Annotated in this window: 29 protein-coding genes; 6 read left to right on the plus strand and 23 right to left on the minus strand. The window is 66.0% G+C overall.

Going from position 1 to position 26,072, the window contains the following annotated elements; translation table 11 throughout:
* Nucleotides 1-6: 6 nt before the first annotated feature.
* Nucleotides 7-891: a bestrophin family protein gene (locus IE187_RS02535; RefSeq protein WP_189674961.1), complete on the minus strand. Its 885-nt coding sequence runs from the start codon at nt 889-891 to the stop codon at nt 7-9.
* Between the two features lie 70 nt (nt 892-961).
* A complete protein-coding gene (locus IE187_RS02540; protein ID WP_189674962.1) occupies nt 962-1,201 on the minus strand; it encodes a hypothetical protein in 240 nt (79 codons plus the stop codon).
* Nucleotides 1,202-1,365: 164 nt separating this feature from the next.
* On the opposite strand from IE187_RS02540, the gene IE187_RS02545 reads away from it, so the two are divergent.
* Entirely contained in the window at nt 1,366-1,638 is a 273-nt protein-coding gene (locus tag IE187_RS02545) for a hypothetical protein (RefSeq protein WP_229839188.1), read from the plus strand.
* Nucleotides 1,639-1,689: 51 nt separating this feature from the next.
* On the opposite strand, the gene uvrC is transcribed toward IE187_RS02545, so the two are convergent.
* Nucleotides 1,690-3,615, minus strand: a complete 1,926-nt coding sequence (gene uvrC, locus IE187_RS02550) for an excinuclease ABC subunit UvrC (protein ID WP_189674963.1) — start codon at nt 3,613-3,615, stop codon at nt 1,690-1,692.
* A gap of 92 nt (nt 3,616-3,707) precedes the next feature.
* On the opposite strand from uvrC, the gene IE187_RS02555 reads away from it, so the two are divergent.
* Nucleotides 3,708-4,037, plus strand: coding sequence for a hypothetical protein (locus tag IE187_RS02555; RefSeq protein ID WP_189674964.1), 330 nt, complete (start codon nt 3,708-3,710; stop codon nt 4,035-4,037).
* Nucleotides 4,038-4,077: 40 nt separating this feature from the next.
* Here IE187_RS02555 and IE187_RS02560 read toward each other — a convergent pair whose 3' ends face one another.
* The 6 genes from IE187_RS02560 to IE187_RS02585 all read right to left on the minus strand — a co-directional run bounded on the left by IE187_RS02560 (nt 4,078) and on the right by IE187_RS02585 (nt 6,930).
* On the minus strand, nt 4,078-4,404 hold the full coding sequence (locus tag IE187_RS02560) for a hypothetical protein (RefSeq protein WP_133188841.1): 327 nt from the start codon (nt 4,402-4,404) through the stop codon (nt 4,078-4,080).
* Between the two features lie 135 nt (nt 4,405-4,539).
* Nucleotides 4,540-5,094, minus strand: coding sequence for a F0F1 ATP synthase subunit B family protein (locus tag IE187_RS02565; RefSeq protein WP_133188843.1), 555 nt, complete (start codon nt 5,092-5,094; stop codon nt 4,540-4,542).
* Nucleotides 5,087-5,581, minus strand: a complete 495-nt coding sequence (locus IE187_RS02570; RefSeq protein WP_189674965.1) for a F0F1 ATP synthase subunit B family protein — start codon at nt 5,579-5,581, stop codon at nt 5,087-5,089. Before IE187_RS02570 ends, IE187_RS02565 begins: the two co-directional genes overlap by 8 nt.
* Nucleotides 5,582-5,591: 10 nt before the next feature.
* Nucleotides 5,592-5,807: a F0F1 ATP synthase subunit C gene (locus IE187_RS02575; protein WP_189675566.1), complete on the minus strand. Its 216-nt coding sequence runs from the start codon at nt 5,805-5,807 to the stop codon at nt 5,592-5,594.
* Between the two features lie 59 nt (nt 5,808-5,866).
* On the minus strand, nt 5,867-6,649 hold the full coding sequence (locus IE187_RS02580) for a F0F1 ATP synthase subunit A (protein WP_133188847.1): 783 nt from the start codon (nt 6,647-6,649) through the stop codon (nt 5,867-5,869).
* Nucleotides 6,646-6,930, minus strand: a complete 285-nt coding sequence (locus IE187_RS02585) for an AtpZ/AtpI family protein (protein WP_133188849.1) — start codon at nt 6,928-6,930, stop codon at nt 6,646-6,648. Before IE187_RS02585 ends, IE187_RS02580 begins: the two co-directional genes overlap by 4 nt.
* Nucleotides 6,931-7,122: 192 nt before the next feature.
* On the opposite strand from IE187_RS02585, the gene radC reads away from it, so the two are divergent.
* Entirely contained in the window at nt 7,123-7,806 is a 684-nt protein-coding gene (gene radC / locus IE187_RS02590) for a RadC family protein (RefSeq protein ID WP_189674966.1), read from the plus strand.
* A gap of 3 nt (nt 7,807-7,809) precedes the next feature.
* Here the strand turns inward: radC and IE187_RS02595 are convergent, their stop codons facing one another.
* A complete protein-coding gene (locus tag IE187_RS02595; RefSeq protein WP_189674967.1) occupies nt 7,810-8,271 on the minus strand; it encodes an EF-hand domain-containing protein in 462 nt (153 codons plus the stop codon).
* Nucleotides 8,272-8,438: 167 nt separating this feature from the next.
* On the opposite strand from IE187_RS02595, the gene purB reads away from it, so the two are divergent.
* Nucleotides 8,439-9,755: an adenylosuccinate lyase gene (gene purB / locus IE187_RS02600; RefSeq protein ID WP_189674968.1), complete on the plus strand. Its 1,317-nt coding sequence runs from the start codon at nt 8,439-8,441 to the stop codon at nt 9,753-9,755.
* Nucleotides 9,756-10,304: 549 nt separating this feature from the next.
* Here the strand turns inward: purB and dnaJ are convergent.
* Nucleotides 10,305-11,420: a molecular chaperone DnaJ gene (gene dnaJ, locus IE187_RS02605; RefSeq protein ID WP_189674969.1), complete on the minus strand. Its 1,116-nt coding sequence runs from the start codon at nt 11,418-11,420 to the stop codon at nt 10,305-10,307.
* A 139-nt stretch (nt 11,421-11,559) separates the two neighbouring features.
* Nucleotides 11,560-13,458 (minus strand): molecular chaperone DnaK, encoded by a 1,899-nt coding sequence (gene dnaK / locus IE187_RS02610; protein WP_189674970.1) that lies wholly within the window; start codon nt 13,456-13,458, stop codon nt 11,560-11,562.
* 164 nt (nt 13,459-13,622) lie between these two features.
* On the opposite strand from dnaK, the gene IE187_RS02615 reads away from it, so the two are divergent.
* Nucleotides 13,623-14,063 carry a copper chaperone PCu(A)C gene (locus IE187_RS02615; RefSeq protein ID WP_229839189.1) on the plus strand — a complete coding sequence of 147 codons (441 nt, stop codon included), beginning with the start codon at nt 13,623-13,625 and terminating at the stop codon, nt 14,061-14,063.
* A gap of 7 nt (nt 14,064-14,070) precedes the next feature.
* On the opposite strand, the gene IE187_RS02620 is transcribed toward IE187_RS02615, so the two are convergent.
* The 7 genes from IE187_RS02620 to glmU all read right to left on the minus strand — a co-directional run bounded on the left by IE187_RS02620 (nt 14,071) and on the right by glmU (nt 22,776).
* On the minus strand, nt 14,071-15,933 hold the full coding sequence (locus IE187_RS02620) for a sensor histidine kinase (protein ID WP_229839190.1): 1,863 nt from the start codon (nt 15,931-15,933) through the stop codon (nt 14,071-14,073).
* A complete protein-coding gene (locus IE187_RS02625) occupies nt 15,933-17,828 on the minus strand; it encodes a putative bifunctional diguanylate cyclase/phosphodiesterase (protein WP_189674972.1) in 1,896 nt (631 codons plus the stop codon). The genes IE187_RS02620 and IE187_RS02625 overlap by 1 nt, the downstream gene beginning before the upstream one ends.
* A 93-nt stretch (nt 17,829-17,921) precedes the next feature.
* Nucleotides 17,922-18,812, minus strand: a complete 891-nt coding sequence (locus IE187_RS02630) for an ROK family protein (RefSeq protein WP_133188865.1) — start codon at nt 18,810-18,812, stop codon at nt 17,922-17,924.
* On the minus strand, nt 18,809-20,632 hold the full coding sequence (gene glmS / locus IE187_RS02635; RefSeq protein WP_189674973.1) for a glutamine--fructose-6-phosphate transaminase (isomerizing): 1,824 nt from the start codon (nt 20,630-20,632) through the stop codon (nt 18,809-18,811). The genes IE187_RS02630 and glmS overlap by 4 nt, the downstream gene beginning before the upstream one ends.
* A gap of 14 nt (nt 20,633-20,646) precedes the next feature.
* A complete protein-coding gene (locus IE187_RS02640) occupies nt 20,647-21,012 on the minus strand; it encodes a type II toxin-antitoxin system VapC family toxin (protein WP_189674974.1) in 366 nt (121 codons plus the stop codon).
* Nucleotides 21,009-21,389: a ribbon-helix-helix domain-containing protein gene (locus tag IE187_RS02645; protein WP_229839191.1), complete on the minus strand. Its 381-nt coding sequence runs from the start codon at nt 21,387-21,389 to the stop codon at nt 21,009-21,011. The genes IE187_RS02640 and IE187_RS02645 overlap by 4 nt, the downstream gene beginning before the upstream one ends.
* 25 nt (nt 21,390-21,414) lie before the next feature.
* Nucleotides 21,415-22,776 (minus strand): bifunctional UDP-N-acetylglucosamine diphosphorylase/glucosamine-1-phosphate N-acetyltransferase GlmU, encoded by a 1,362-nt coding sequence (gene glmU, locus IE187_RS02650; protein ID WP_189674975.1) that lies wholly within the window; start codon nt 22,774-22,776, stop codon nt 21,415-21,417.
* Between the two features lie 61 nt (nt 22,777-22,837).
* Here glmU and IE187_RS02655 point away from each other — a divergent pair, with 61 nt between their 5' ends.
* Nucleotides 22,838-23,524, plus strand: a complete 687-nt coding sequence (locus IE187_RS02655) for an HAD hydrolase-like protein (RefSeq protein ID WP_189674976.1) — start codon at nt 22,838-22,840, stop codon at nt 23,522-23,524.
* Here the strand turns inward: IE187_RS02655 and IE187_RS02660 are convergent.
* From IE187_RS02660 to IE187_RS02675, 4 genes are read right to left on the minus strand one after another with little or no spacing between them, the layout of a single operon-like run.
* Nucleotides 23,516-24,526, minus strand: coding sequence for a nucleotidyltransferase domain-containing protein (locus IE187_RS02660; protein WP_189675568.1), 1,011 nt, complete (start codon nt 24,524-24,526; stop codon nt 23,516-23,518). The genes IE187_RS02655 and IE187_RS02660 overlap by 9 nt on opposite strands.
* Nucleotides 24,526-25,386: an HprK-related kinase A gene (locus IE187_RS02665; RefSeq protein WP_189674977.1), complete on the minus strand. Its 861-nt coding sequence runs from the start codon at nt 25,384-25,386 to the stop codon at nt 24,526-24,528. The genes IE187_RS02660 and IE187_RS02665 overlap by 1 nt, the downstream gene beginning before the upstream one ends.
* Complete coding sequence (locus IE187_RS02670) at nt 25,383-25,670, minus strand: HPr-rel-A system PqqD family peptide chaperone (protein WP_229839192.1); 288 nt, start codon at nt 25,668-25,670, stop codon at nt 25,383-25,385. Before IE187_RS02670 ends, IE187_RS02665 begins: the two co-directional genes overlap by 4 nt.
* Nucleotides 25,671-25,674: 4 nt before the next feature.
* Nucleotides 25,675-26,067 (minus strand): hypothetical protein, encoded by a 393-nt coding sequence (locus tag IE187_RS02675; protein WP_133188879.1) that lies wholly within the window; start codon nt 26,065-26,067, stop codon nt 25,675-25,677.
* Nucleotides 26,068-26,072: the final 5 nt, after the last annotated feature.

A 26,072-nucleotide genomic window follows, 5' to 3' on the forward strand; every position in this document is an offset into this window, starting at 1 on the left:
CCTCGCCTACCACAGCACGCCGCGCGCATCGGGCCGCAGCGGCTCTGGCGCTTCGTCGCCGATCGCCTGAAGCAGATCGATCTCGATCGTCCGGCACATCGCCGTCAGCGGCACGTCGTGGACGGTGTTGGCGAACGGATCGACCAGATCGTCGCCGATCGCGAGCACCACGAGGAACATCAGCCCGGCGATGCTCGACCCGAGCGGGGTCGCGAAACCGAGCGTCTCGACCAGGCCGATCGGCAGCAGGATGCACAGCAGATGCGTGAAGATCGTCGGGAAGAAGCGATACTGGCTCGGCAGCGGCATGTTCTTGAGCCGCTCCATCCCGCCCTGCGCATTGGCGATGTCGACGAGGATGCTTTCCATCGATGCCTGCTGGATCGTGTCGATCCAGCCCTGCGCGCACGCTCCGTTGATCCGGCGACCGGTGCCGTCGACGATGCCGTTGGCAACGTTGACGCGACCGAGCGCGAAGTCGGCCTCGCCGCGCGACAGGAAGCGCAGCACCTCGCCATCGGGCGCCTGACGCCGCAACTGGCAGCGCAGCGCGTTGACATAGGCGATCTGCCGCAGGACAATCGTGCGCTTAAGGTCCTTCGCTTCATCGGGCAGGTAATTGCGAGCCTGCCGCGCGAGACTGCGGCTGGCATTGATCATCTGCCCCCACAGCACGCGCCCTTCCCACCAGCGCTGATACGCCGAATTGCTGCGAAACCCGAGGAACAGCGCGAGCGCCGTGCCGAACAGCGTCAGCGGGAGCGATGGCGCGGTGAACGGCACGACGTAATAGGTGACCGTCACGATCACATCCCAGACGAACAGCAAGGCAGCAGGCCGCCAGATCTCGCGGAGGATGTGGCGATAGCCGGGGGTGTTGGTGACGATCATCGGTTCTCAGGGCTTTCAAGGGCGCTGCTGCGCGATAGGGCCGAATGGTGCCTGCGGCAAATCCACACCATTACGGCGCGATGTCCGCGGCCGCCGCACCAACCCGTGCGGTCTCATGCGTATCCACCGGTTTGACCGACGCCTTGGCCAATGCAGCAGCGGTGCCCGATGCGGGACGCAGAACGAACCATTGCGGGCGGTCGATTGCAATTAGGAACGCCAGCAGCGCCAGACCGAACCCTAACAAGGACAGCGAAGCGCGCGCCGTTGGGGTCATCTTCGAGCGTTTCGGGGATTGCGACGTGTGCATAACGGAACTCCTCTTTCCAACGCCACCAAGCTGGGAAGAGGTCGCAACTCGCGTGTTAGCGAACGATGACGTTTTATTGCTGCAGCGCAGCATGAATAAGAGAGCGAGCAAAGACAAAGCGATAGCGCGCCGCCATCGCTGCGGAATACTCCAGGTCTCGCGCCTTGAACTTTCCGATTGACGCCTACCGCACGGCGTTGCAGCTTGATGACAATTATAAAAGATGGAGAGTGATGATGGACCGAATGGGGTCGTTTGCCGTGGTCGCGGCGCTTGTCTTGGTATCAGCGCTGCACATCATCAGTGCCCCGGCGTATTTCAACATCGTTCCTGCCATGCTGCTTGTCGTCGGCTTCATCCGCCTCGTCAGCCATCCCGCCCCTTCCGAGACCGCCGCGAGCGAAGATCTTTCGCTCGCTCCCACCGCCGAAGCTTGATCCGAAAATTATAAGGCGGCGGCGCGGTTGAATAGACCGCGCCGCCGCCTTTCAGCGTGCGTGGAAGAAATCGTAGAGCTGCTGCGCGACCGCGGCACTCACGCCCGGCGCCTTCTGCAAATCCGCCAGGCTCGCGCCACGCACCGCGCGCGCGGTGCCGAAATGCATCAACAGCGCCTTCTTGCGCGCCGGACCGATTCCCGGGACATCGTCGAGTGGCGATGCACCGATCGCCTTTGAGCGCTTGTCGCGATGCGCGCCGATCACGAAGCGGTGGACCTCGTCGCGCAGCCGCTGGAGGTAGAACAGCACCGGCGCGTTGACGGGCAATTGGAACTCGCGCCCGTCGAGCAAGTGGAACACCTCGCGTCCGTCGCGGCCGTGCAGCGGCCCCTTGGCGACGCCGACCAGACATACGTCCTCGATCCCCATTTCCTCGAGCACCGCCTTGGCAGCGTTGAGCTGGCCACGCCCGCCATCGATCAATACGAGATCGGGCCAATCGCCGGCATCGCGATCGGGATCTTCGCTTTGCGCGCGCGCGAAGCGGCGTTGAAACACCTCGCGCATCATGCCGAAGTCATCGCCGGGGATCGTGTCGGGGTTCTTGATGTTGAACTTGCGATACTGCCCCTTGCGGAAGCCCTCGGGCCCCGCGACGACCATCGCGCCGACCGCGTTGGTCCCCTGGATGTGGCTGTTGTCGTAGACTTCGATCCGGTCTGGCGGTTCGGCCAGATCGAACAGTTCGGCCACCTCGCGCAGCAGCTTGGCCTGCGTCGTGCTCTCGGCGAGGCGGCGGTCGAGCGCTTCCTCGGCATTGCGCTTGGCCTGGTCGAGCAGCCGCCGTCGCGTGCCGCGCTGGGGCATCGATAGTGAGACCTTAAAGCCCACCCCGGCCCCAAGCGCCTCGCCGAGCAATTCGCCTTCCTCGAGTTCACGATCAAGGAAGATCGTCTTGGGCGGCGGCACTTCCTCGTAAAATTGCGCGAGGAAGCCGGTGAGGATCTCGTCCTCGGGCACATCGGCGGTGTGCTGCGGGAAGAAGCTGCGGTGCCCCCAATTCTGCCCGCCGCGGATGAAGAATGCCTGGATCCCGATCACGCCGTTCTTGTTCGCCATTGCGAAGATGTCGGCGTCCCCAAGGCCCTCGGCGTTGATTGCCTGGCTGCCCTGGATAAAGGTCAGCGCACGGAGCCGATCGCGCAGTATCGCGGCGAGCTCGAAATCCATTGCCGCGGCGGCGGTTTCCATCTGCCCGCCGAGCTTGGCCTGCACTTGGGTCGACTTGCCGCCGAGGAACGCCTTCGCGTCGTTCACCAGATCGGCATAGCCGGCCTCGTCGATCCGCCCGACACACGGCGCCGAGCAACGCTTGATCTGGTAGAGCAGGCACGGCCGGTCGCGGTTCCGAAAGAAGCTGTCGGTGCACGAGCGGAGCAGGAACAGCTTTTGCAGCGCGTTGAGCGTATTGTTGACCGATCCTGCACTGGCGAACGGCCCGTAATAATTGCCCTTCGCGCGCCGCGCACCGCGATGCTTCTGGATCCGCGGGAATTCGTGATCCGCGCGCAGCAGGATGAACGGGAAGCTTTTGTCGTCGCGCAGCAGCACGTTGTACGGCGGACGATAGCGCTTGATCAGCTGCGCCTCGAGCAGCAGCGCCTCGGCCTCGTTGTTGGTCGTGACGATCGTCATCGAACGCGTCTGCGCGACCATCCGCTGCAGCCGCTTCGACAGGCGATCGACTTGCGTATAGTTGGTCACACGGTTCTTGAGCGCCTTGGCCTTGCCGACATACAGCACGTCGCCGCGCGCATCCTGCATGCGATAGACGCCGGGACGGATCGGGAGCGTGGCGAGCACGTTGCGAATCGCGGCGACGCCCGCTGCGAGATCGGGCGTCTCGCCGGCGCCGCGGACGGCAAAGGTGGATTTCTCTTCGTTGAAACGATCAGGCGCATTGGGCGAGGACATGCGATTGATCTAGGGAGTCCGCGCGGCGGATGCCACGGTTATGCGCATCCCCGCGCACACCGCGCGCTCGCCCGCGATGGAGAAGACCCGCGATGTACGTTTCGATCACCGGCCTGAAGCCGAAAAGCCTGTTCCAGGTGCCGCGCTTCTGGTGGCACGCCATCCGTTCGATGCAGCAGGCGCAGCGCGCGCCGGGCAATCTGTCGGTCGCGGCGCGGACGATCGCCGGGACGCACCATACGATGTCGCTTTGGCAGGATCGGGGGGCGATGTGCGCCTATCTGGCTGCCGGTGCACATCGGGACGCCATGCGCGCGTCTCGCAGCATCGGCACGGGGGCGGTCCATGGCTATGAAAGCGAAGCGGCGCCCGAGTGGGCCGATGTACCGGCGTTGCTCCGAGCGAATGGCCGTATCATCTGATGTGATGGTGGCGGTGCACCGGCACCGCCACCGCACGCACTTATTTGATCGCTTCGAGGTCGATCTTGACCTTGGCGAGCGCAGCGTCGGTCAACGCGCCCTGCGACATCGGCTGAACCTGCGCGAGCGACATCGACTTGAACTGGTCGTACATCGGGTGCGCGGTGATGTTCTGGAGGTCGGTGTCGAGCACCGCCTTGCCCTTGGGATCGGCAGCGATCGTCTCGATCGGGGTTTCGAGCGTGAATTTGGCGGTGGAGGCAGTAGTGGTCGTCGAGGTTGTGGTTACGGCGGGCGCAGGTGCGGTCTGGGCAGCGAGCGGCGCCGCGGTCAAAGCGACGAGCACGGGCAGAAGGACAGACGTCATGGGAGAGCCTCTTTCGAAAGCGAAAGCGGCGCGAATCGCCGCTGACCAGGGTTTACCCCGGCCAGTGGCGAAACGAAATGGACTGGATCAAGTGAAACCCTGCGGAATTGCCCCGCATGTGAGCGCCGGACGCGTTTAGTTCAGACGTCCAAGCCCAGCGATCGTACGATCGACCAGCGCTTTGTCGGCATCGACGCCGTGACGCTCGGCCAGGATGGTCGCCGCGGCGCGAGTCGCAGCTTCAGCCGCAAGCGCTCTGACTTCCGCGATAGCACCACGCTCGGCGGCGGCGATCTTGTCTTCAGCCATCGTCTGACGACGCGCGACCAAATCGGCAAGGTCGGCCTCGGCCTTGGCAAGCATCGCTGCTGCTTCGGCCTGCGCATGCGCCACGATCGCGGCAGCATCGCCGGCGCTTGCCGCATTGCGGGCCTTGGCTTCGGCAAGCTGCGCCTCGGCTTCGGCACGCAGCTGTGAGGCTTCGTCGAGCTGGGTCCGGATCGTCGCGATGCGCGAATCGAGCGCGCCCGCGATCATCTTCGGGACCTTCTTCCAGATCATCAGGCCGATCACGACCAACATCGACAAAGCGACGAAGCCCGGAGCGGTGATCCCGAAGACCGACGGTTCGTGGTGCAGTTCGGCGACGCCGGTCTGCGCCACGGTCTTGACTGTCGAGGACTCAGCCATGCGCCAATTCCGCCTTCACTTGCGTTTCGATCGTCGCACGATCGACCGCCACGCCCGAAAGCTTGGCGACGATCCGCTCGACCGCGTCGGTCGTCGCGGTCTCGATTTCGGCGAGCGCCGCGGTCTTGGAGGATTCGATCCGTCCGGTGGCCGCGTGCAATTGCGCGGCCAGACCTTCGTCGCTCGTCTTGAGTTTGGCCTCGGTGCTGGCGGTCGCCCGCGCCTTGGCTTCGCCGACCGCGATCATCGCTTGCGACCGGGCTGCTTCGAGCCCCGCCTGATAATCGCGCTCGGACGCCAGCGCGGTCGCCCGCGCCGTCTCCGCCGCGGCGAGGTCACCCGCGATCCGGCCGTTACGATCTTCGATCGTCGCCTCGATCTTGGGGACCATCGCCTTGCCGATCCCGAAATAGATCAGCGCGAAGACGATCGCGAGCCAGAACAGCTGCGACGCGTAGATCTCGCCGATTTGGTCGAGCTGCGGCATCGATGCGCTCTTAGTGCTTGACGACGAAGAGGATGAGGATCGCGACGACGAACGCGATCAGGCCGAGCAGCTCCGAAGCCGCGAAGCCGATGAACAGGCGGCCCTGCTGACCGTCTGCTGCGCCCGGGTTACGGAGTGCGCCTTCGAGGAACGAGCCGAACACGTTGCCCACGCCGAGTGCGGCAAGACCCACACCGATCGCTGCCAGGCCGGCACCGATGTACATTGCACCAAGATCAGTCATGATAAGCTCCCTAGGAATACGTAGATTGGGTTATGGAAATTCTAGTGCAGATGCACTGCGTCGTGCAGGTACAGCGACGTTAGCAGGGCAAACACATAAGCCTGGATCGCGCACACCAGCAACTCGAGCGCGCTGACGCCGACGATCATGATGAAGCTGAGCACGCCAACCACCGAGCCGAGGCCGCCGCCGGCGGTGAAGCCCTGGACGACGAAGCTGCCGAACACTTCGAGCAGGATGTGCCCCGCGGTCATCGCAACGAACAGTCGCAGTGCCAGCGAGAACGGACGCACCATGAACGAGACGAACTCGACCGGGATGATCACCGGCATCAGCCACGCCGGCGCGCCGTGCGGCACGAACAGCGTGAAGAACTTGAGGCCATGCTTCCAGAAGCCGACCGCGAGCACGATCGCAAACGACAGGAAAGCGAGGATCGCCGTCACCGTGATGTGGCTCGTCACCGCGAAGGTGTGGAGCCCCGGCAGGATCGCCAGCGGCATCACGCCGATCAGGTTGGCGAACAGGATGAAGTAGAAGAGCGAGAAGATGTACGGCGCGAACTTCTTGCCGCCGCTGCCGATGTTCACCGACACCATATTGTCGATGAAGCTTACCGCGTCCTCAGCGGCAACCTGCCAGCGACCGGGCACGAGCTGGCGCTTGAGGCCGCCCGAAATGAAGAGCGCGAGCAGCACGAACACGACGACCATGAACAGCGCCGAGTTGGTGAAGGATACGTCATAGCCGAACAGGTTCAGATGGCGGCCCAGGACGGGCTCCACCATGAACTGTTCCATCGGATCGATTTTGCCGGCGCTCACTCTGCGCGCTCCTTCGAAATCTTCATGATGTTGAGGAACGCCCCGATGATCGCAAGTGTAAGCACGATCAACAGCGCCCAAGGCGACGTGCCGAGCCACTGATCAAGCGCCCAGCCCATGATCCCGCCACCGAACAAGGCGCCGAGCAACAGCGCAAGGACCTTCGATCCCTGGCCATAGCCCTTCGCCTGCGGCAAGGGCCCCGACCCACGCGCCTGACCAGCCGCCTTTGCCGAAGCAATGCGGGCGTCCAGATCGTCGTTAGGGCGGTTCTCGGCCAAGCGGCGTGTATCCTGATAGAAAAACGCCGCCGTGCGTGCAGCACCGCGACGATGATATGCGGAAAGTTGGAGACCGACGCCCCCGCTTCCCGCGCCGTTTAGGAAGCTGTCTTGAGAGTGTCAACTCTTGTGGCCACCCCGGTCCTGCTGCGGCGTTGCGCGGGCGGCGCGCGAGGATTATCCAATGGTACGATGAACGCGCCCCTCCCCGACCACGCCGGACACCGCGCGCGGCTGCGCCAGCGGCTGATCGAGCAAGGCGGCGACGGGCTGCTCGATTACGAACTGGTCGAATATTTACTCACGCTGGCGGTCCCGCGGCGCGATACCAAGCCGCTGGCCAAGGCGCTGATCGCCGAGTTCGGGGGATTCGGCGGCGTGTTCAGTGCCGATGCCGCCGCGCTGATGCGAGTCCACGGAATGGGCGAGACGACCGCGGCCGCCATCAAGATCGTTCAAGCCGCGGCACTGCGCTTGTTGCAGGTCGAGGCCAAGGCGCAGCCGGTACTGGCGAGCTGGCAGGCGCTGATCGATTATCTCCACGCCGACATGGCGCATCGCGGCACCGAGCGCGTGCGCGTGCTCCATCTCAACACGCGCAACATGCTGATCCGCGACGAAGTGATGAGCGACGGGTCGATCGACGAAGCCGCGGTCTATGTCCGCGAGGTGATCCGGCGCGCGATCGATCTCGGCTCATCGGCGATCATCCTGGTGCACAACCACCCGAGCGGCGACCCGAGCCCGAGCCGCGCCGACATCAACGTCACCCGGAAAGTCGCCGAGGCGGGGCGGCGGCTCAACATAACGCTCCACGACCACATCATCATCGGGGCGAACGGGCATTCGAGCTTGCGCGCGATGGGGCTGCTCTGAGCGTCACCCTTGCTGCGAGAGGAATGCCGTCAATTCGGCCTTCGAGACCGTCTTACTCTTGTCGGCATCGGCCTGCGCAAAGGCCTGGGCGAGATAGGTGTTCATTGCCGGCGAAGCCGAATCGGTCGTCGGGTCGCTCACTTTCTTGAGCGCGACCATCCACGCGCCGAACTCGGCTGCATTGAGAACGCCGTCGCCGTCTTTGTCATAGCTGCCAAACTCGGCGTTGATGATGTCGGCCGCCGGCGTTCCCGCCGCTGCGGGCTTGGCGGCAGCCTCGGCTTCGGGGGCGACGATCGACGCCGGGATCGCCGCGTCGCGCGCCGCGCTGCTCTGCGGGGGCCCAGCTTGATCGACCGTGGTCGGCGCGGATTGCGGTGCGGGCGATGTCGCGGGCGGCGCGTCCTGCGCAAGAGCGGGGCTGGCAAGCGCGATGGCGCTCGCGAGCAGGGTAAAGTTCACCATCGGTATCTCCTGTGCGAATCGATCGCGTCGGTTCCCCAACGCACCGGACCACGCGACGCTCCACGCGCGGGCATTTGAAGGGGCGGCTGGTCCCTGCTAACGCGCGCCTCATCGTCGATCGCGGCGATTCCGTGCCCGCCCGATCTCAAGCTCATCGAGGAATTCCCATGGTCCCCCGCTATTCCCGCCCCGACATGACCGCGATCTGGACCCCGGAGAATCGCTTCCGCATCTGGTTCGAGATCGAAGCGCACGCGACCGACGCGCTCGCCGAGCTCGGCGTGGTGCCGAAGGAAGCCGCTGCCGCGCTGTGGGCGTGGTGGAACACCAACCCGGTGATCGACGTCGCCGCGATCGACGCGATCGAGGCGGTGACCAAGCATGACGTGATCGCCTTCCTCACTTGGGTAGCGGACAATGTCGGCGACCAGGCGCGCTTCATGCACCAGGGGATGACGAGCTCGGACGTGCTCGACACCGCGCTCGCGGTCCAGCTCGCGCAGGCGAGCGACTTGCTGATCGCCGACATCGACGCGCTGCTCGTCGTGCTCGAGCGCCGCGCGCGCGAGCACAAGATGACCCCGACGATCGGGCGCAGCCACGGCATCCATGCCGAGCCCGTCACCTTCGGGCTCAAGATGGCACAGGCGCATGCCGAATTCGCCCGCAACCGCGCGCGACTCGTCGCGGCGCGCGAGGATGTCGCGACCTGTGCGATCTCGGGCGCGGTCGGCACCTTTGCCAATATCGATCCGGTGGTCGAAGCACACGTCGCCGAGAAGCTCGACCTCAGCGTCGAGCCCGTCTCGACCCAAGTCATCCCGCGCGACCGGCACGCGATGTTCTTCGCCACGCTCGGCGTGATCGCCTCGTCGATCGAGCGGCTCGCGACCGAGGTGCGCCATCTCCAGCGCACCGAAGTGCTCGAGGCAGAGGAGTTCTTCTCGCCCGGCCAGAAGGGCTCGTCGGCGATGCCGCACAAGCGCAACCCGGTGCTGACCGAAAACCTCACCGGCCTCGCCCGCATGGTGCGCGGCTATGTCACCCCCGCGCTCGAGAATGTCGCACTGTGGCACGAGCGCGACATCTCGCACTCCTCGGTCGAGCGCTATATCGGCCCCGACGCGACGATCACGCTCGACTTCGCGCTGCAGCGCCTCACCGGCGTGATGGACAAGCTCGTCGTCTATCCTGTGCGGATGGAGAAGAACCTCAACAAGATGGGCGGCCTCGTCCATTCGCAGCGCGTGCTGCTCGCGCTCACCCAAGCGGGCGTCAGCCGCGAGGATTCGTATCGGCTGGTGCAGCGCAACGCGATGAAGGTGTGGGATTCGGACGGCGCGCTGTCGCTGATGGAGCTGCTCAAGGCCGATCCCGAGGTCACCGCGGCGCTGTCGGTCGCCGAGATCGAGGACAAGTTCGACCTCGGCTATCATCTGAAGCACGTCGACACGATCTTCGCGCGCGTGTTCGGACAGGCCTGATTGCGACGGACTCGCAGGTAGCTTGACTCGATTGACCCCCGGACGCGCGATGTTCGGGGGCGATCGTTTCGGTTTCTGCACCGATACGACGCGTGAACCCGACGATTTCAAAGAGCCGACTCAGTATACCCGAATCGGCCCTTGTAGGACAGCGCCCGTTCGAAATCGCCTGAGACGGAGCGCTCCGCGTCCGCCTGAAACCCTTCATCGATGATTTTGCACAGTTCAACGTGCAAATGCTGCACCTGCGAATGCTCGTAATAAAATTGCGCGGATAAGCAACAATCTCCACATGCCTCCTCGCCGGGACGAGCCCGGTATCGGAGACACCTACCATGCGCATTCTTCAAAGCCTTGCCGGCGGCCTGTTCGCTGTTGCAGGCGTCGCGCTGGTGGTCGAGGTTCTCATCCTCTGACCCATCGGCCCACCCGCCCCTTCTTTTGACGGGGCGGCCAGGGCCGTGGGGTCGAGAGCAGGTTTCAAGAAAATTCGGGGCAACGCACCCAGCATGGCAGCCCCTCCCCTGACGGGGAGGGGCTGGAAATTGCTCAGCCCCAGGCGCTCTTCATCTTCTTGAAGAAGCCGCTGGTCTGCGGGCATTCCTTGCCCGTCTCGGTCGCGCGGAATTCCTCGAGCAGCTCGCGCTGGCGCGAGGTGAGATGCGTCGGCGTCTCGACCTCGATCTGGATGACGAGATCGCCACGACCGCGCCCTTGCAACACGGGCATGCCCGCGCCGCGCTGACGCAGCTCACGCCCGCTCTGCGTGCCCGCCGGGATCTTGATCTGGTGATCGACGCCGTCGGGGCCGGCGATATGGACTTCGCCACCGAGCGCGGCGGTGGTGAAGCTGATCGGCGTGCGCGCGAACAGCGTCGTGCCTTCACGCTCGAACAGCGGATGCCGCGCGACGTGGAGGAAGATGTAGAGATCCCCCGCCGGCGCCCCGCGCAAGCCCGCCTCGCCCTCGCCGGTCAAGCGGACGCGCGTGCCCTCGTCGACGCCGGGCGGGATGTTGACGGTGCGCGTCTTGGTCTTCTCGACGCGGCCTTCGCCGTGGCAATTGCCGCACGGATCGGCGATCGTCTGGCCGGCGCCGTGGCACGTCGGGCAAGTCCGCTCGACGACGAAGAAGCCCTGCTGCGCACGGACCTTGCCGTGGCCCTTGCACATCTGGCAGGTCTTGGCGGCGGTACCCTTGGTCGCGCCCGAGCCGTCGCACACGTCGCACACGCCCGAGACATCGATCGTGATGTCGCTCGCCTTGCCGTGAAAGGCTTCCTCGAGCGTGATCTCCATGTCGTAGCGCAAATCCGCGCCGCGCTGCGGTCCGCGCGATCCGCCGCGCTGGCCGCCCATGAATTCGCCGAAGATATTCTCGAAAATGTCGGAGAAGCCGCTGAAATCCTGCGCGCCGCCGCCGCCGCCGCCCTGCTGCTTGAACGCGGCATGGCCGTAGCGATCGTACGCCGCGCGCTTCTGCGGGTCCTTGAGGCAGTCATACGCCTCGCTGATCGCCTTGAAACGCTCTTCGGAGTCGCCGCAGCCCGGATTCTTGTCGGGGTGATAGCGCATCGCGAGGCGGCGATAGGAGGATTTGAGCGTGCCGTCGTCGGCAGTCCGCTCGCACTCCAGAAGCTCGTAGAAATCGATGTCGGTGCTCATCTTGCGCCTCTAGGCCTCGTCCACATGCGGGAGAGGTTTGGGAGAGGGGAATGATGAGGAGGCCGCGTTGCGCCTTGCAGCGCGACACGGCCCCTCTCCCCGACCCTCTCCCCGCCAGCGGGAAGAGGGAGACTTTAGTTTACGCCTTGTGGTCGTCGACCTCGGAGAATTCCGCGTCGACCACGTCTTCCTTGGGCGCTTCGGCCTCGGCGGCGGGCGAGGCATCGGCCTGCGCCTGCTTCTCGTAGATTGCCTGGCCGAGCTTCATCGCGACCTGCGCGAGCGCCTCCGACTTGGTCTTCATCGCTTCGGGATCACCACCTTCGACCGCGGTCTTGGTCTCGGCGATCGCCGCTTCGATCTCGCCCTTGAGCGCGGCGTCGACCTTGTCGGCATTGTCGGCAAGCTGACGCTCGGTCGTGTGGATCAGCGATTCGGCGTTGTTCTTCGCCTCTGCCGCTGCACGGCGCTGCTTGTCGTCTTCAGCGAACTGCTCGGCGTCGCGGACCATCTGCTCGATGTCGCGATCCGACAGGCCACCCGAGGCCTGGATGCGGATCTGCTGCTCCTTGCCGGTGCCCTTGTCCTTGGCCGACACGTTGACCAGGCCGTTGGCGTCGATGTCGAAGGTGACTTCGATCTGCGGCACGCCGCGCGGTGCCGACGGGATGCCGACCAGATCGAACTGGCCGAGCATCTTGTTGTCGGCCGCCATTTCGCGCTCGCCCTGGAACACGCGGATGGTGACGGCCTGCTGGTTGTCGTCCGCGGTCGAATAGGTCTGCGACTTCTTGGTCGGGATCGTCGTGTTGCGATCGATCATGCGGGTGAACACGCCACCCAGCGTCTCGATGCCGAGCGACAGCGGGGTCACGTCGAGCAGCAGCACGTCCTTGACGTCGCCCTGCAGCACGCCGGCCTGGATCGCCGCGCCCATCGCCACGACCTCATCGGGGTTGACGCCCGAATGCGGCTCCTTGCCGAAGAAGTCCTTCACGACCTGACGGACTTTGGGCATGCGCGTCATGCCGCCGACGAGGACGACTTCCGAGATGTCGCTGGTCTGAATCCCGGCGTCCTTCATCGCCTTCTTGCACGGCTCGAGCGTGCGCTGGATCAAGTCCTCGACGAGACGCTCGAGATCCGAGCGCGTGATCGCCTTGACGAGATGCTTCGGGCCGTTCTGGTCGGCGGTGATGAAGGGCAGGTTGACCTCGGTCGTCGCTGCCGACGAGAGCTCGATCTTCGCCTTCTCGGCCGCTTCCTTCAGACGCTGGAGCGCCAGCTTGTCCTTGGTGAGGTCGATCCCCTCGGCCTTCTTGAAGTCTTCCGACAGGAAGTTGAGGAGCTTGTTGTCGAAATCTTCGCCGCCGAGGAAGGTGTCGCCGTTGGTCGCCTTCACTTCGAACACGCCGTCGCCAATCTCGAGGATCGAGATGTCGAAGGTGCCGCCGCCGAGGTCATAGACCGCGATCGTCTTGTTGGTGTCCTTGTCGAGACCATACGCAAGCGCCGCGGCCGTCGGCTCGTTGATGATGCGGAGCACTTCGAGACCGGCGATCTGCCCGGCGTCCTTGGTCGCCTGGCGCTGCGCGTCGTTGAAATACGCCGGAACGGTGATGACCGCCTGCGTGACCGTCTCGCCGAGATAGGCCTCGGCGGTTTCCTTCATCTTCTGCAGCGTGAACGCCGAGATCTGCGACGGCGAATATTCCTTGCCGCCGGCGCCGACCCATGCGTCGCCATTGTTGCCGCGCACGATGTTGTACGGGACCAGCTCGGTGTCCTTCTTGGTGATCGGATCGTCGAAACGACGGCCGATCAGGCGCTTCACCGCGAAGATCGTGTTTTCGGGGTTGGTCACTGCCTGGCGCTTGGCCGGCTGGCCGACCAGCCGCTCGCCATCCTTGGCGAACGCGACGATCGACGGCGTGGTGCGCGCGCCTTCTGCGTTCTCGATCACCTTCGGCTTGCCGCCCTCCATCACCGAGACGCAGCTGTTGGTCGTGCCGAGATCGATTCCGATTACTTTTGCCATTGGTCCTCTGGGGCCCCCATCGCTAGAAAAATTGCCATTCCATCGCGCCCTTAGAATAAGCAGCGCGACACTTCACTCCGGCGATATAGGGGGGCTTTCGCTTGTCGCAAGATTTCACCGCACGTATGGCGCGACAAGTTGTTCCCAAAGCGGGAGTTCGTCGTTTGCGCAATCGTCTGGTTTTGATCGCTGCCCTGGCCCTGGGCGCGTGCGGCAGTGGGCCGCCCAAGCTCTCGGTCGAGAAGGGCTATATCCGCCTCGCCGCGGTGCCGCGCAGTCCGGCGGTCGCCTATTTCACGATCCATGGCGGCACCGCCGATACTGCGCTGATCGCGGTGAGCAGCGAAGTGTCGATCAAGAACGAATTGCACCAATCGATGCAGTCGGGCGGCATGGCGTCGATGAAGCCGCTCGGCGACGTGCCGATCCCCGCGGGCACGACCGTCGCGTTCGCGCCCGGCGGCAAGCATCTGATGCTGTTCGACATGAACCCGGGGATCAAGCCGGGGCGCGTCGTCACGCTGACCTTCACCTTTGCCAACAACCAGCGGATCCTGTTCGACGCGCCGACGATCGCGGCGGGCGCCCCCGCCCCCGCATTCTAAGCGGGCGTCACGCCGCGAGCGTTTGTTCGATCGTGGGCGCGAGGTCGAGCGTCAGCAGCGCATAGGCCCCCTTCCCCACGCCTTCGCTTTCGAGCCGCAGCGAGCCGTGCATCGCCGCCATCGAATTGGCGCACCAGTGCAGACCCAGCCCGCCCGATTTGTGGCGACGGGTCGAGAAGCCGCGCTGGAACAGCGTTGGGGTGTTCTCAGCGGCGAACCCCTCGCCATCGTCGCGGATCGCGATGACGGCGCGGCCGTCGGCCTCGGTGATCGTCACGGTGATCGATCCGCTGTCGGTGCCGGTCGCAGCGATCGCGTCGGCGGCGTTGGAGAAGAGATTGCCGATCACCTGGCTCAGGATGATCCGGCTCGCCATCACATAGCACGCTTGCGCGGGGAAGCTGAACGCGATCGACACGCTGCCCGAATAGCGCGCGATCGTCGCATTCTTGGCGAGGATCTCGGTCACGTCGCACGGCGCCACTTCGGGCCGCTCGTGCGCCGCGCTTTGCTGGGCACCGATGATCTCGAGCACATGGCTCATCGCTTCGCGGCCGATTTGCAATTCGCCGTGACGGTCGGCGCGATCCTTGGTTTCGGCCTCGATCGCCGCGGCGACGAAGGCGAGCAGTTTGGCGCGCCGCGCCGCGGGCAGATCGTCCTTGCCGAGCTCGGCGATCGCGCGGTCGAGCATGCTGCGCTCGACGGGCGGTGCTTGCGCGATCCCCTTGCTCAGGATCGTGCTGATCGGGTTGAGCGCGTTGCGGACGTTGTGCATCACCGCGACCGCGCTCTCGCTCTTGCCGAGCGCGAAGCTCTGCACTTCGACCTGTTCGCGCAGATCCTTCAATTGCTCGAGCATCGCGTTGAAACTGTTGCGCAAAGATCCGATTTCGTCCTTGCGCGGCTCGTCGGGCAGCAGCCCGAGCGAGCCCGAGGTGCGCACCATCTGCATATGGCTTTCGACCCGCGCGAGCGGGCGCAGCACGAGCATCGAAATCATCCGCCGCAGCATTGCGAGCACGAGCAGCAGCAACAGCGTCGACCCCGCGACCGCGAGCAGCAACATGCGCTGGCCGAGCAGCGAGAGATCGCGCGTCACGCTGAACGCCGCGCTGGCGACGGCGTGGCCGTCGGCGCCACGGATCGGCACCGCGATCCGCAGCGTCGAGCGCGCCGAGACGATCGCATCGGTATCGGGGCGGTCGGCGAGGTCGATCGTCGCGGGAAGCTGAAGCACATTGGACAGCGTCTTCGAGGTGATCCGCCGCGCCATCAGCACATAGCCGCGCGGATCGCCGGTGCCGTCGCTGCGCCGCACTTCGGCGACCCCGACCGCGACGAGCTCGTTGCCGAGCCGCAGGTAATAATGCCCCGAGTTCTTCTGGCCGAGCACGCGCTTGAAATCTGTCTGGCCAAGCGCGGCGACGAATTCGCTGCGACCCGGCGGCGTTCGCCAGCGCGCGATGACGATCCGGCCGTCCTTGCCGACATAGGCCATGCCGTCGACGTTGAGATTGACCATCGCGAGCGTCGAGAAGCTCTCCTTCTCGAACTCGGGCGTCGGGTGGACCATGTAATCGTAGCTGGCGGTCCAATCGCCATAGTCGCGCACTGCGCCCTCGACCTTGGTCGCGAAATCGCCGAGCGCGGCGCGCGTCCGCTCGATATGCGCGGCGACCGACTTGTCCTCGAGCTGGTTGAAGCTCGGCACGATCAAAGCCGCAAGCAACGCCGTCAGCGCGACCGAACCGATCAGGCCGATCCCCATCAGGATCACGACGAGCTTGGCACCGAGCGAACTCGGCTCGCGCAGCGCCTCGATCCGGCCGCGCGCGGTGCGCGGGGACGGCGGCGGGGGCGCGGGCATCAGCCGTGCGTTCCGTTACCCGGTTCGACCGCGTCGTCCGCCGCGGGATCGAGCATGTAGCGCGCCTGGGCGATTTCGCGCGCGCGGTCCTGCACGACGGGCCGCGAGAAGAAATAGCCCTGCATGTGGCTGCAGCCGGCGACACGCAGCGCCTGCAACTGCGCCTCGGTCTCGACGCCTTCGGCGATCACGCCGAGCCCGAGCGCATGGCCGAGATGGATGATCGAATGGACGATCGCCGCGCTCTCGCGCTCGCGGCCCATGCCGTCGATGAAGCTGCGGTCGATCTTGAGGCAATCGAGCGCGAACTTGCGGATGTTGTAGAGGCTCGAATAGCCAGTACCGAAATCGTCGAGCGCGATGCGGAAGCCCATCTGGCGCAGTTTGTAGAGCGTGTCGGCGGCGCGATCGGCATCGTCGAAAATCGCGGTCTCGGTGATCTCGATCTGGACGCGGCGCGGGTCGATCCCGGCGCGCTGGACGGTCTCGACGAGCCTTGCCACGAAATTATGGCGGCGGAATTGGCGCGGCGAGAAATTGACCGAGACATATTGGCCCGGCCATTCGGCGAGCACTTTCAGCGATTCGCCGAGCACCCAGTCGCCGAGCTCGTGGATCAGGTTGGTTTCCTCGGCGATCGGGATGAACACCGCCGGACTGATCGGGCCATGCTCGTTGGTGTTCCAGCGCAGCAGCGCCTCGAAACCGATGACCTCGAGCTCCTCGCGCGCGACGATTGGCTGATAGACGAGGCTCAGCTCGCCCTTGGCGATCGCTTGCGACAGGCCTCCCTCGATCGCGCGGCGCAGGCGGATGTTCTCGTCCATGCCCTCGTCGAACAGCCGCACGACGCCGCGGCCTTCGCGTTTCGCGTCGTTGAGCGCGAGATCGGCGCGGCGCATCAAGTCGGTCGGGTCGCGCGTCTCGCCGGGCTCGGTGACGATCAGGCCGAACGACGCGCCGCCCTGGACCGAATTGCCGAGCACCTTGAAGGTCCCGGTGCAGGCTTTCAGGATGCGCTGGCATTCCATTTCGGCCGCCTCGGCGCCGGGCGTGTCGAACAGCAGCCCGAATTCGTCGCCGCCGAGCCGCGCGACGAGGCCGCCTGCGGGAATCGAGGTCTGCAGGATGTCGCAGATCGTGCGGATCAGTTCGTCGCCGGCGAGATGGCCGAGCGTGTCGTTGACGAGCTTGAAGCGATCGAGATCGACCATCGCCACCGCGAATTGTCCCGAAAGCTGTGCGCGGTCGGTCAGCGCGCGGCGGAAGGCGAGCCGGTTGGGCGCCTCGGTCAGCGAATCGTGGTTCGCCATGTGGATCGCGCGGCTTTCGTTCGCGGCGAGCTCATGGCCTTGCTCCTGGAGCTGGACGACTTGCGCAGCGAGCGTCGCGCGGGCTTCGGCGAGTTCGCGGTCGCCGCGCCAGCGGTGCGCGAGCGCGCTTGCCATCTGCGTGACCTCGGCGACTTCGAACGGCTTGGCGATGTAGAAGATCTTGTCGGCGGGGCCGGCCGCCTTGGCGATCTCGATCGGCGAGAAATCGGAATAGCCGGTGACGATGACGAGATTGATGTTGGGGTCGAGCTTGCGGATCCGCGTCGCGGTTTCCTTGCCGTCGATCCCCGGCGGCATGCGCACGTCGATGAAGGCGACGGCATAGGGTTCGTCGGACGCCAATGCGGCCTCGACCGCCGCAACGCCGTCGAGCCCCTGCATCGCATGCGTCAACGTGAAGTCGATCGTGGTATCGGGCGCGGGGTCGGCAGCGTCGTCGTCTTTGCCGAACAGTTCGGCGGCCATCGCCTCGAGCGCGCCGGTGTCGACGGCCGCCGGCGCGAAACTGCGCCGGTAGCTGTCGTGCATGGCCGGTTCGTCATCGACGATCAGAATTCGCATACCCACACCCGCCCGTAAGATAGTGGGCATCAAAGCCCGTTGCGAACTCGTATGCCAAGGCGGTTAATGCGTCGTAAACGACGATGCCAAAACTCAGTCGCGTTCGAGTGCCAGGACCCCGAGCTGGACCGCGCCGAGCGGCCCCGCCATTCCGCCCAGCTCGGCCGGAACGACGAAGCGGTCGATCGGCATCAGCCCGGGCGCTGCGACATAGCCGCCGAGACTCGCGACCAAGCGAGCGCGAATTTCGGGCAGCAGCTGCGGCACGCCGACCATCACGCCTCCGCCCATCACGATCCGCCGCGGGATGCCGGTCAGCACCACCATGTGACAGAGCTGCGCAAGGGTATGCGCGACGGTTTCCCACGCCGGGTCGTTCGCCGCCAAATCCTGCGCGGCCGTTCCGGTGCGCGCGCGGATCGCGGTTCCCGACACCAGCCCTTCGACGCAATCGCCATGAAAGGCGCAGCTTCCGCGCCAGGCGTCGCCCGTCATCCGCACCGGGCGGATATGGCCGAGCTCGGCATGCGTCATCCCCGCGACGGGGGCGCCGTGCAGCACGAGCCCGACGCCGACGCCCGTCCCCACCGTGATATAGGCATGGTCTTCGACATCATGCGCCGCACCCCAGCGCCCTTCGCCGAGCGCAGCGCCGTTGACGTCGCTGTCGAAGCCGAACGGCACGCCCGCAATCTTCGCGAGCCGCAGCCCGACATCGGTATCGGACCAACCAGGCTTGGTGGTCGCGGTGATGAAACCGTAATTGGCGTCGCTGCGGTCGAGCGACACCGGGCCGAAGCTCGCGACGCCGAGCGCGTCATAGCCCGACCAGCGCCGCAGCACGTCCTCGACCGCGCCAAGCGTTTCGTCGGGCGTGGTGGTCGGGATCTGGACGCGCTCGCGCACATCGTTGGGTCCGCTTGCCAGGACGCAAATCACCTTGGTCCCGCCGAGCTCGACGCCGGCGATCAGGGGCGCGCTCATTCTACGGTCACCGACTTGGCGAGATTGCGCGGTTGGTCGACATCGGTGCCCTTGATGACCGCGACATGATAGGCGAGCAGCTGCACCGGCACCGCATAGACGAGCGGCGCGATCAGCGGGTGGACCTTTGGCATCGTGATCGTCGCCATGCAGCCGTCGCCCGCCGCCTGGATACCGTCGTAATCCGAGATCAAAACGACCTTGCCGCCGCGCGCCTGGACTTCCTGCATGTTGCTGACGGTCTTGTCGAACAACGGGCCCGAGGGCGCGATGACGATGACGGGGACGTTCTCGTCGATCAAGGCGATCGGCCCGTGCTTCATCTCGCCGGCGGCATAGCCTTCGGCGTGGATGTAGCTGATTTCCTTGAGCTTCAGCGCGCCCTCGAGCGCGAGCGGATAATCGGTGCCGCGGCCGAGATAGAGCACGTCGCGCGCGCCCGCGATGTGGTGCGCCATCGCCTCGATCGCCTCGTCATAGGCGAGCGCGCCGTTGAGCGCGGCGGGGGCTTCGGAGAGATGCTTGACGATCATCTTCTCCTCGGCCGGGCTGAGCTTGCCCTTGGCGCGCGCGAGGTTGGCGGCGAGCGCTGCGAGCACCGCGAGCTGGCACGTGAAGGCCTTGGTCGAGGCGACGCCGATCTCGGGGCCGGCATGCGTCGGCAGCAGCAGATCGGCTTCGCGCGCCATCGAGCTCGTCGGCACGTTGACGACGACCGCGATGATCTGCCCCTCGGCGCGCGCATGGCGCAGCGCGGCGAGCGTGTCGGCGGTCTCGCCCGACTGGCTGATGAAGAGGGCGAGGCCGCCCTCCTCCATCACCGGCGCGCGGTAGCGGAATTCGCTGGCGACATCGAGGTCGACCGGCACGCGCGCGAACTGCTCGAACCAATATTTGGCGACCATGCCGGCGTAGAAGCTGGTGCCGCAGGCGACGATCGTGACGCGCTTGATCGTCGACAGGTCGAATTCGGGGATCGGCAGCGTGACGCGCTCTTCCATCCGCTGCAGGTACGAGCGCAGCGTCTGCGCGACGACGATCGGCTGCTCGTAGATTTCCTTGAGCATGTAATGCTTGTGGTTGCCCTTCGAGACGAGGTCGCCGGTGACGCCCGAGATCGTGATCGCACGCTCGGCCGGCGTATTGGCGCGGTCATAGACCTGCGCGCCCTCACGCGTGAGGACGACCCAGTCGCCTTCGTCGAGATAGGCGATCCGCTGCGTCAGCGGCGCGAGCGCGAGCGCGTCGGAGCCGAGATACATCTCGCCCTCGCCGTATCCGACGACGAGCGGCGAACCGAGCCGTGCGCCGATCAGCAGATCGGGATGCTGGCGGAACAGGATCGCGAGCGCGAAGGCGCCGTGGAGCCGCGGGAGCACCTCGCGCACCGCGTCCTCGGGGGCGAGCCCGGCCTCGACCTTCTCGCTGATCAGATGCGCGACGACCTCGGTGTCGGTCTCGCTGGTGAAGGTCCGGCCGCGGGCGATGAGTTCGTCGCGCAGCGGCTTGAAATTCTCGATGATGCCGTTGTGGACGACCGCGACTTCGCCGGTCGCGTGGGGGTGGGCGTTGTTGGTGGTCGGGCCGCCATGCGTTGCCCAGCGCGTGTGCGCGATGCCGGTCTTGCCGGGCAGCGGATGCGCGGCGAGTTCGTTGGCGAGGTTGATCAGCTTGCCCGACGCACGCCGCCGCTCGATCGCGCCGTCGAAATCGGTGGCGATGCCGGCCGAATCATAGCCGCGATATTCGAGCCGCTTCAGACCGTCGAGCAGACGATCGGCGACGTCTTCGGTACTCAGGATGCCAACGATGCCACACATGGAATGTCTCGACCTTAAAGGGTGTAGGGGATGCGGATGCCCGGCATGGTCGCCGGGAAATCCGTGGTGTTGCGGGTCACTAGAATGCGTCCGTGAACTTGTGCTGACGCGAGGATGACCGAGTCCGCAAGCTTCAGGCGGCACTCGTTGCGCAGTTCCGCCGCGCGCGTCGCAATCGGTATATCGAGCTCATCGATCAGGAACCCCGCCAACAGCGATTTCGTTCGCGGCATCGTGATCTGGTCGACCCGGGACATGACCTCGATCCACGTCACCCGACTGATCCAGCGATCGTCAACCGACTCGAGCTCGAGCTGCGCTGACACGTTGCCGTTAAGGGCATCGATCAGGATATTGCTGTCGAACGACGTGGCGCTCACGATTTTGGCGACGGCTGCACGCCCCGAAGCTGATCGAGATAGATCGCGCGCTGACGATCATCTTCCGCGTCGAAGAGATCGGGAAACTCGGCTTTGACGTCTTCGTAATCGTCGTCCCAGGGACGGGTCCAGCTCGCGCGTTCGCGCCGCTGCCATGCGACGGCGTCACCAATGTCAGCGCGATCCTTCCAGGCTCCGAAACCGGCGCGCAGAGCCGCCAGTCGCCGTTGCCGGTTCCCCTCTTCTGCGTCGCTCGCAATCAGCCGATCGACCGCGTCACGGATCACCGCCGCGCGCGACTGACCGTGCTCGGCCGCGATCTGATCGAGCCGCGCAATGCGATCGTCGCCGAGCGAAACCAGGGTCCTGCTAGCCATTATCGACCGATATCACCGGGTGATATCACTTGCCAGCTTTCTTCGCCGTCATCGCGTCGCGAAAGCGCTTGGCCCATCCGGGTTTGGAGACTTGCTGCGGCCGCACCAACGCGAGCGCGTCGGCTTCGACGTCGGCGGTGATCACAGATCCTGCGCCGACAATCGCGCCCGCGCCGATCGTCACCGGCGCGACCAGCGCCGAGTTCGACCCGATGAACGCGCCTTCGCCAATGATCGTCTTGTATTTGAAGAAACCGTCGTAATTGCAGGTGATCGTGCCCGCGCCGATATTCGCGCCAGCCCCCACTTCGGCATCGCCGAGATAGGTCAGGTGGCTCGCCTTGGCGCCCGCGCCGAGCACGGCCTTCTTTATCTCGACGAAATTGCCGATCTTCGACTTCTCGCCCATCACCGCGCCGGGACGCAGGCGGGCGAACGGGCCGACCTCGGCCTTGGCGCCGATCAGCGCGCCCTCGATATGGCTGAAGGCGTGAAGCAGCGCACCGTCGCCGACGGTGACGCCGGGGCCGAACACGACGTTGGGCTCGATCACGACGTCTCGGCCGATCACCGTGTCGTGCGCGAACCAGACGGTCTCGGGGGCGATGAGCGTCGCGCCGTCGGCCATCGCCTGCGCGCGGCGCTGCTGCTGCCACGCGGCTTCCACGCCCGCCAGTTCGCCGCGGCTGTTGACGCCGGCGACTTCGGTCGCGCCGGTCTCGATCACCGCCGAGCGACGGCCATCGGCGGCGGCGAGCATGACGATGTCGGGGAGGTAATATTCGCCCGCCGCATTGTCGTTGCCGACGCGGGCGAGCAGCGCGAACAGATCGGCGCTGCGCACCGCCATTAGCCCGGAGTTGCACAAATCGACCGCGCGTTCGGCGGGGGTCGCGTCCTTGAACTCGACCATCTTTGCAATGACGCCATCCTCGGCGATGATCCGGCCATAGGCACCGGCATCGGTGGGACGAAAACCGAGCACGACCGCCACCGGCGCGTCTTCCGCGTTCAGTCGGTCGAGCATCGCCCGCATCGTCTGCGAGGAGACGAGCGGGACGTCGCCGTAGAGGATCAGCACATCGCCGTCGAAGCCAGCGAGCGCGGCTTCGGCCTGAGCGACGGCATGCCCGGTACCGAGCTGTTCGGCCTGCAGCGCGGTCGCGATCCCGAGCGGCGAGACCGCCGCCTCGACCTGATCGCGCCCCGCGCCCGTCACGACGACGGTGCGCGCCGGGTCGAGCGCCGCGACGCTCGCCGCCAGATGCAGCAGCATCGGCCGCCCGGCGATCGGATGCAGCACCTTGTGCAGATCCGATTTCATGCGCGTCCCCTTGCCCGCGGCAAGGATGATGGCGGCGATGGGGGGGCGAGACGGGCTTTCCATAACGCCAGCCCTGCCACGCCGGACTTGCCAATTCCATAGCAACCCTGCCAGGCGGGGCCGCATGACGACGAATTCATTTCAGATCGTGGGGTTCGACCTCGATGGCACCCTGGTCGACAGCAGCGGCGATCTTACCGCCGCGGTCAACGACACGCTCGACTTCGCCGGGCGTCCGTTGCTGACGGTGGCGCAAGTCAAGACGATGGTTGGCGGCGGCGCGAAGCATATGCTGGCGCAAGGGCTCGAGGCGACCGGCGGCTGCACGCCGGAGGAATTCCGCCCGCTCTACAAGCGGATGCTGGCCTATTATGCCGCGCACCTTTCGGTCCATACGCGCCCCTTCCCCGGCGTGATCGACGCGCTCGACCAGCTCGACGCGCGCGGCATCAAGAGCGCGGTCGTCACCAACAAGTTCGAGAGCCTGGCGCTCACGCTGCTCGCCGATCTCGGGCTGACCGAGCGCTTCGCGTGCATCATCGGCGGCGACACGATGGGGCCGGGCCTGTCCAAGCCCAACCGCGCGCCGATCGACGAGATGATCCGGCGCTGCGGCGGGGAGATCGGCGCGACCCGCGCGGCGTTCGTCGGCGATTCGATCTACGACATCATGGCGGCGAAGAACGCCGGAATCCCCGGCATCGCGGTGAGCTTCGGCTTCCTGCTTGAGCCGGTCGAGGAAATGGGCGCCGACGCCATCATCGATTCGTTCGACGAACTGCTCCCGACGCTCGACCGCCTGTCAGCCTGAGGCGGGCCCGGCGCCGCCCTTGCGCCACTTGGTCCAAAGGTGCCGCGCGAGCATCGCGGGCGGCATCCGCAGCCAGTGCGAGCGGATGTAGAACGCCATCCGCGTCACCGGGCGCGTCGTGCGCCCCCAACCATCGCGTGCGGTGACGCGGCGGAGATAGAGGCGGTCGACGAGCCTTGAACCGGCGCCGTCGCCATACAGCGCGGCCGCAAGCCGCAGCGCCCGCGCGACCTCGCGGTTCAATCCGTGCATTGCGGCTCGCTCGGCCAATCCCGCGACACCGTCTTGCTCGACAAGACAGTGGACGTCCCACAAATTGCGCATCCCGCCCGCCAGATCGCCGTCGGCAAACAGGTGGGCGGCGGCATGGACGACCATGTCTTCGGGCGACAGCGCCCACAGCCCAGGCGCAACCTCGCCCGCATCGGCGAGCAACGCCGCAGCGTTGGGGGTGATCCGCGCGGTGAGTGGCAGGATCGTGTGGTGGACGTCGATCATCCGGTCGCGGTCGCGGTGGATCAGCGGCGGGAGCTCGTGCATCCACTGGCGGTAATAGGCGTCGTCATACGGATCGGGCTTGACCCATTCCCAACCCGCGTCGAGCAAAGCCGCCTCGATCGTATCCAGCGATGCGCGTGGCACGAGGATGTCGAGATCCCCGATCGACCGCCCCTGCCCCGCCAGCAGATCGGCGGCGACGAAGGCGGTGCCCTTGAGCAGCACGACGCGCTCGTCGATCGGCGCGAGTGCGCGGCGGGCCGCTTCGGCTTCCCACAAGGCGACGACCCGGCCCTGTTCGACCGAGCGCCACGCGTCTTCGAGAATGCGCCCGACGTTCGGTGGAACCGCCACTCCATCGAGCCGCCATGCGAGCGTGCCCAGCATCTGCTCCGCGCGGGCGATCGCGAGTAAGGCGGTCCAGCCCTGCGCGTCGAGTGCGAGCGTGCTTTCGGGCAAGCGCAGCGCGCGCGCCAGCAGCCAGCCGTCGGGCGCGCGGCGCATCATCGCGCCGCCCACGCCGCCTCCACTTGCGCGATCGCGCTGGCGGTGTCGGGATAGTCGATCGCGCGCGCCGGGACCGAGGTCACGAGCTTGGTCAGCGCATCGAAGCCCCGCTCGCCGAGCGCGACGTAGTTGGTCGAGGCTTGCGTCAGCCGAACGAACACCTCGCTCGGCGCGACGTCGCGCGCGGCGGGTTCGAAGCCGAAGCTCGGGAAGAGGATCAGCGCCGGGCGCGCCGGCTGGATCATCGTCGCGATCGCGTGCGCATCGGGGACGAAATGGCGGATCGTGCCCTTGGGTGTGCCCTCGAGCAGTGGCCCGAACCGATCGGCCGGCGCCTCGGCCGCGACGGTCGCGATGCTCGTATTCTTGAGGCTGACGAGCCGCGGAAAGGCATGGAGCTGTCCCGTTTCGGGATCGAGCAAGGCAAATTCATCGCCCATCAGACGCCATCCGCGCAGCGACAGCAGCGCCGCGAGCGTCGATTTGCCCGCGCCCGAGACGCCCGTCATCATCAGCGCCTCGCCGTCGCGCTCGACGACCGAAGCGTGGAGCAGCAGGTAACGGCGCTGGCCGAGCGCCATCTGCAGGTTCATCCCCATCTCGGCGGCGAGCAGCCCTTGCGCGAGGGGCAGCGGCGCCGCCTCGGGCAGCACGAAATCGCCGCCGATCATCACGGAGGGGCGCAGCACGCGCCGCCACGGCCGCGCGGCGAAGAGGCGCACGGTGAAATCGGGGACACCATCGGTGGGCTTGGGATAGGCGCGATACAGCGTCTCGAGCTGCGCGATCGGCGCGCGCCAGTCGGAGCCGATGCGGAAACCGACCGGCCCGATCGCTACGCTGAACTGGTGGTTCATGCGCGCGACACCAGGCCAGTCGCGACGAGTTCGTCGAGCCGCTCGCGCAGCACATCCATATCGGCATCGCCGAGCGCATAGTCGCGCGCCAAGCGGTCCAGCAGCGCCGCGCGCGTCATTCCCGCCTCACCCAAAGTCGCGAGAATCTCGGGCGCTGGCGCGGTGATGAGGTGCGTGATGCCCGAGGCGCGGTGATAGACTGCGGAAAAACTGTCGAGATGGACGATGCTCAGGCTCTCGGCCCGCGCCATGCGGTAGAGGACGGTGTCGTCCGCCAGGGCCACCGGCTCAGCCGCGCGGCATCTGCAACGACGCGAAGCAGGTGAAGCCGCTCGTCCCCGATTGCAGCCGCCGGATGTAATTGGTGTAGGCGCGGCTCTGCTGATAGCTCGTTCCCGGCAGCTGTCCGCCGGCCAGCGCGGTCTTGACCTCCTCGCCCTTGAACGGCCTTCCGGGCGGCGCGAACGCCCCCAGCGTCCCACGCGGCACGGTGGTGCCGTCGGCGGCGATGTAGCTGCCCGCCCGCCCCGGATCGGGCACCGGAATCTCGCAGGTCGAGATCGACGCGGTGGTCGCGGCGAGTGCCGGGCGGATCGAGACGACCGCGGCGGCGCCGGCCGCGCCGAGCATGAGCGCGCGGCGGCGCGTGGCGTTCGGGGTCTCTGGCGGAACGTCGGTCATGGTGA

Origin of the sequence: Sphingomonas glacialis (genome assembly GCF_014653575.1) — a bacterium.
GTDB classification, from domain to species: domain Bacteria; phylum Pseudomonadota; class Alphaproteobacteria; order Sphingomonadales; family Sphingomonadaceae; genus Sphingomonas; species Sphingomonas glacialis.

What these genes read in the sequence shown, in the direction of transcription:
- dnaK (WP_189674970.1), bottom strand. Translation starts at nt 13,458, where the DNA reads ATGGCAAAAGTAATCGGAATCGATCTCGGCACGACCAACAGCTGCGTC.
- IE187_RS02540 (WP_189674962.1), bottom strand. Translation starts at nt 1,201, where the DNA reads ATGCACACGTCGCAATCCCCGAAACGCTCGAAGATGACCCCAACGGCG.
- IE187_RS02625 (WP_189674972.1), bottom strand. Translation starts at nt 17,828, where the DNA reads ATGCGAATTCTGATCGTCGATGACGAACCGGCCATGCACGACAGCTAC.
- IE187_RS02675 (WP_133188879.1), bottom strand. Translation starts at nt 26,067, where the DNA reads ATGACCGACGTTCCGCCAGAGACCCCGAACGCCACGCGCCGCCGCGCG.
- IE187_RS02565 (WP_133188843.1), bottom strand. Translation starts at nt 5,094, where the DNA reads ATGGCTGAGTCCTCGACAGTCAAGACCGTGGCGCAGACCGGCGTCGCC.
- IE187_RS02665 (WP_189674977.1), bottom strand. Translation starts at nt 25,386, where the DNA reads ATGAACCACCAGTTCAGCGTAGCGATCGGGCCGGTCGGTTTCCGCATC.
- IE187_RS02535 (WP_189674961.1), bottom strand. Translation starts at nt 891, where the DNA reads ATGATCGTCACCAACACCCCCGGCTATCGCCACATCCTCCGCGAGATC.
- IE187_RS02620 (WP_229839190.1), bottom strand. Translation starts at nt 15,933, where the DNA reads ATGCCCGCGCCCCCGCCGCCGTCCCCGCGCACCGCGCGCGGCCGGATC.
- glmS (WP_189674973.1), bottom strand. Translation starts at nt 20,632, where the DNA reads ATGTGTGGCATCGTTGGCATCCTGAGTACCGAAGACGTCGCCGATCGT.
- glmU (WP_189674975.1), bottom strand. Translation starts at nt 22,776, where the DNA reads ATGGAAAGCCCGTCTCGCCCCCCCATCGCCGCCATCATCCTTGCCGCG.
- IE187_RS02570 (WP_189674965.1), bottom strand. Translation starts at nt 5,581, where the DNA reads ATGCCGCAGCTCGACCAAATCGGCGAGATCTACGCGTCGCAGCTGTTC.
- uvrC (WP_189674963.1), bottom strand. Translation starts at nt 3,615, where the DNA reads ATGTCCTCGCCCAATGCGCCTGATCGTTTCAACGAAGAGAAATCCACC.
- IE187_RS02655 (WP_189674976.1), top strand. Translation starts at nt 22,838, where the DNA reads ATGACGACGAATTCATTTCAGATCGTGGGGTTCGACCTCGATGGCACC.
- IE187_RS02555 (WP_189674964.1), top strand. Translation starts at nt 3,708, where the DNA reads ATGTACGTTTCGATCACCGGCCTGAAGCCGAAAAGCCTGTTCCAGGTG.
- IE187_RS02575 (WP_189675566.1), bottom strand. Translation starts at nt 5,807, where the DNA reads ATGTACATCGGTGCCGGCCTGGCAGCGATCGGTGTGGGTCTTGCCGCA.
- dnaJ (WP_189674969.1), bottom strand. Translation starts at nt 11,420, where the DNA reads ATGAGCACCGACATCGATTTCTACGAGCTTCTGGAGTGCGAGCGGACT.
- radC (WP_189674966.1), top strand. Translation starts at nt 7,123, where the DNA reads ATGAACGCGCCCCTCCCCGACCACGCCGGACACCGCGCGCGGCTGCGC.
- purB (WP_189674968.1), top strand. Translation starts at nt 8,439, where the DNA reads ATGGTCCCCCGCTATTCCCGCCCCGACATGACCGCGATCTGGACCCCG.
- IE187_RS02630 (WP_133188865.1), bottom strand. Translation starts at nt 18,812, where the DNA reads ATGAGCGCGCCCCTGATCGCCGGCGTCGAGCTCGGCGGGACCAAGGTG.
- IE187_RS02645 (WP_229839191.1), bottom strand. Translation starts at nt 21,389, where the DNA reads ATGGCTAGCAGGACCCTGGTTTCGCTCGGCGACGATCGCATTGCGCGG.
- IE187_RS02595 (WP_189674967.1), bottom strand. Translation starts at nt 8,271, where the DNA reads ATGGTGAACTTTACCCTGCTCGCGAGCGCCATCGCGCTTGCCAGCCCC.
- IE187_RS02560 (WP_133188841.1), bottom strand. Translation starts at nt 4,404, where the DNA reads ATGACGTCTGTCCTTCTGCCCGTGCTCGTCGCTTTGACCGCGGCGCCG.
- IE187_RS02660 (WP_189675568.1), bottom strand. Translation starts at nt 24,526, where the DNA reads ATGCGCCGCGCGCCCGACGGCTGGCTGCTGGCGCGCGCGCTGCGCTTG.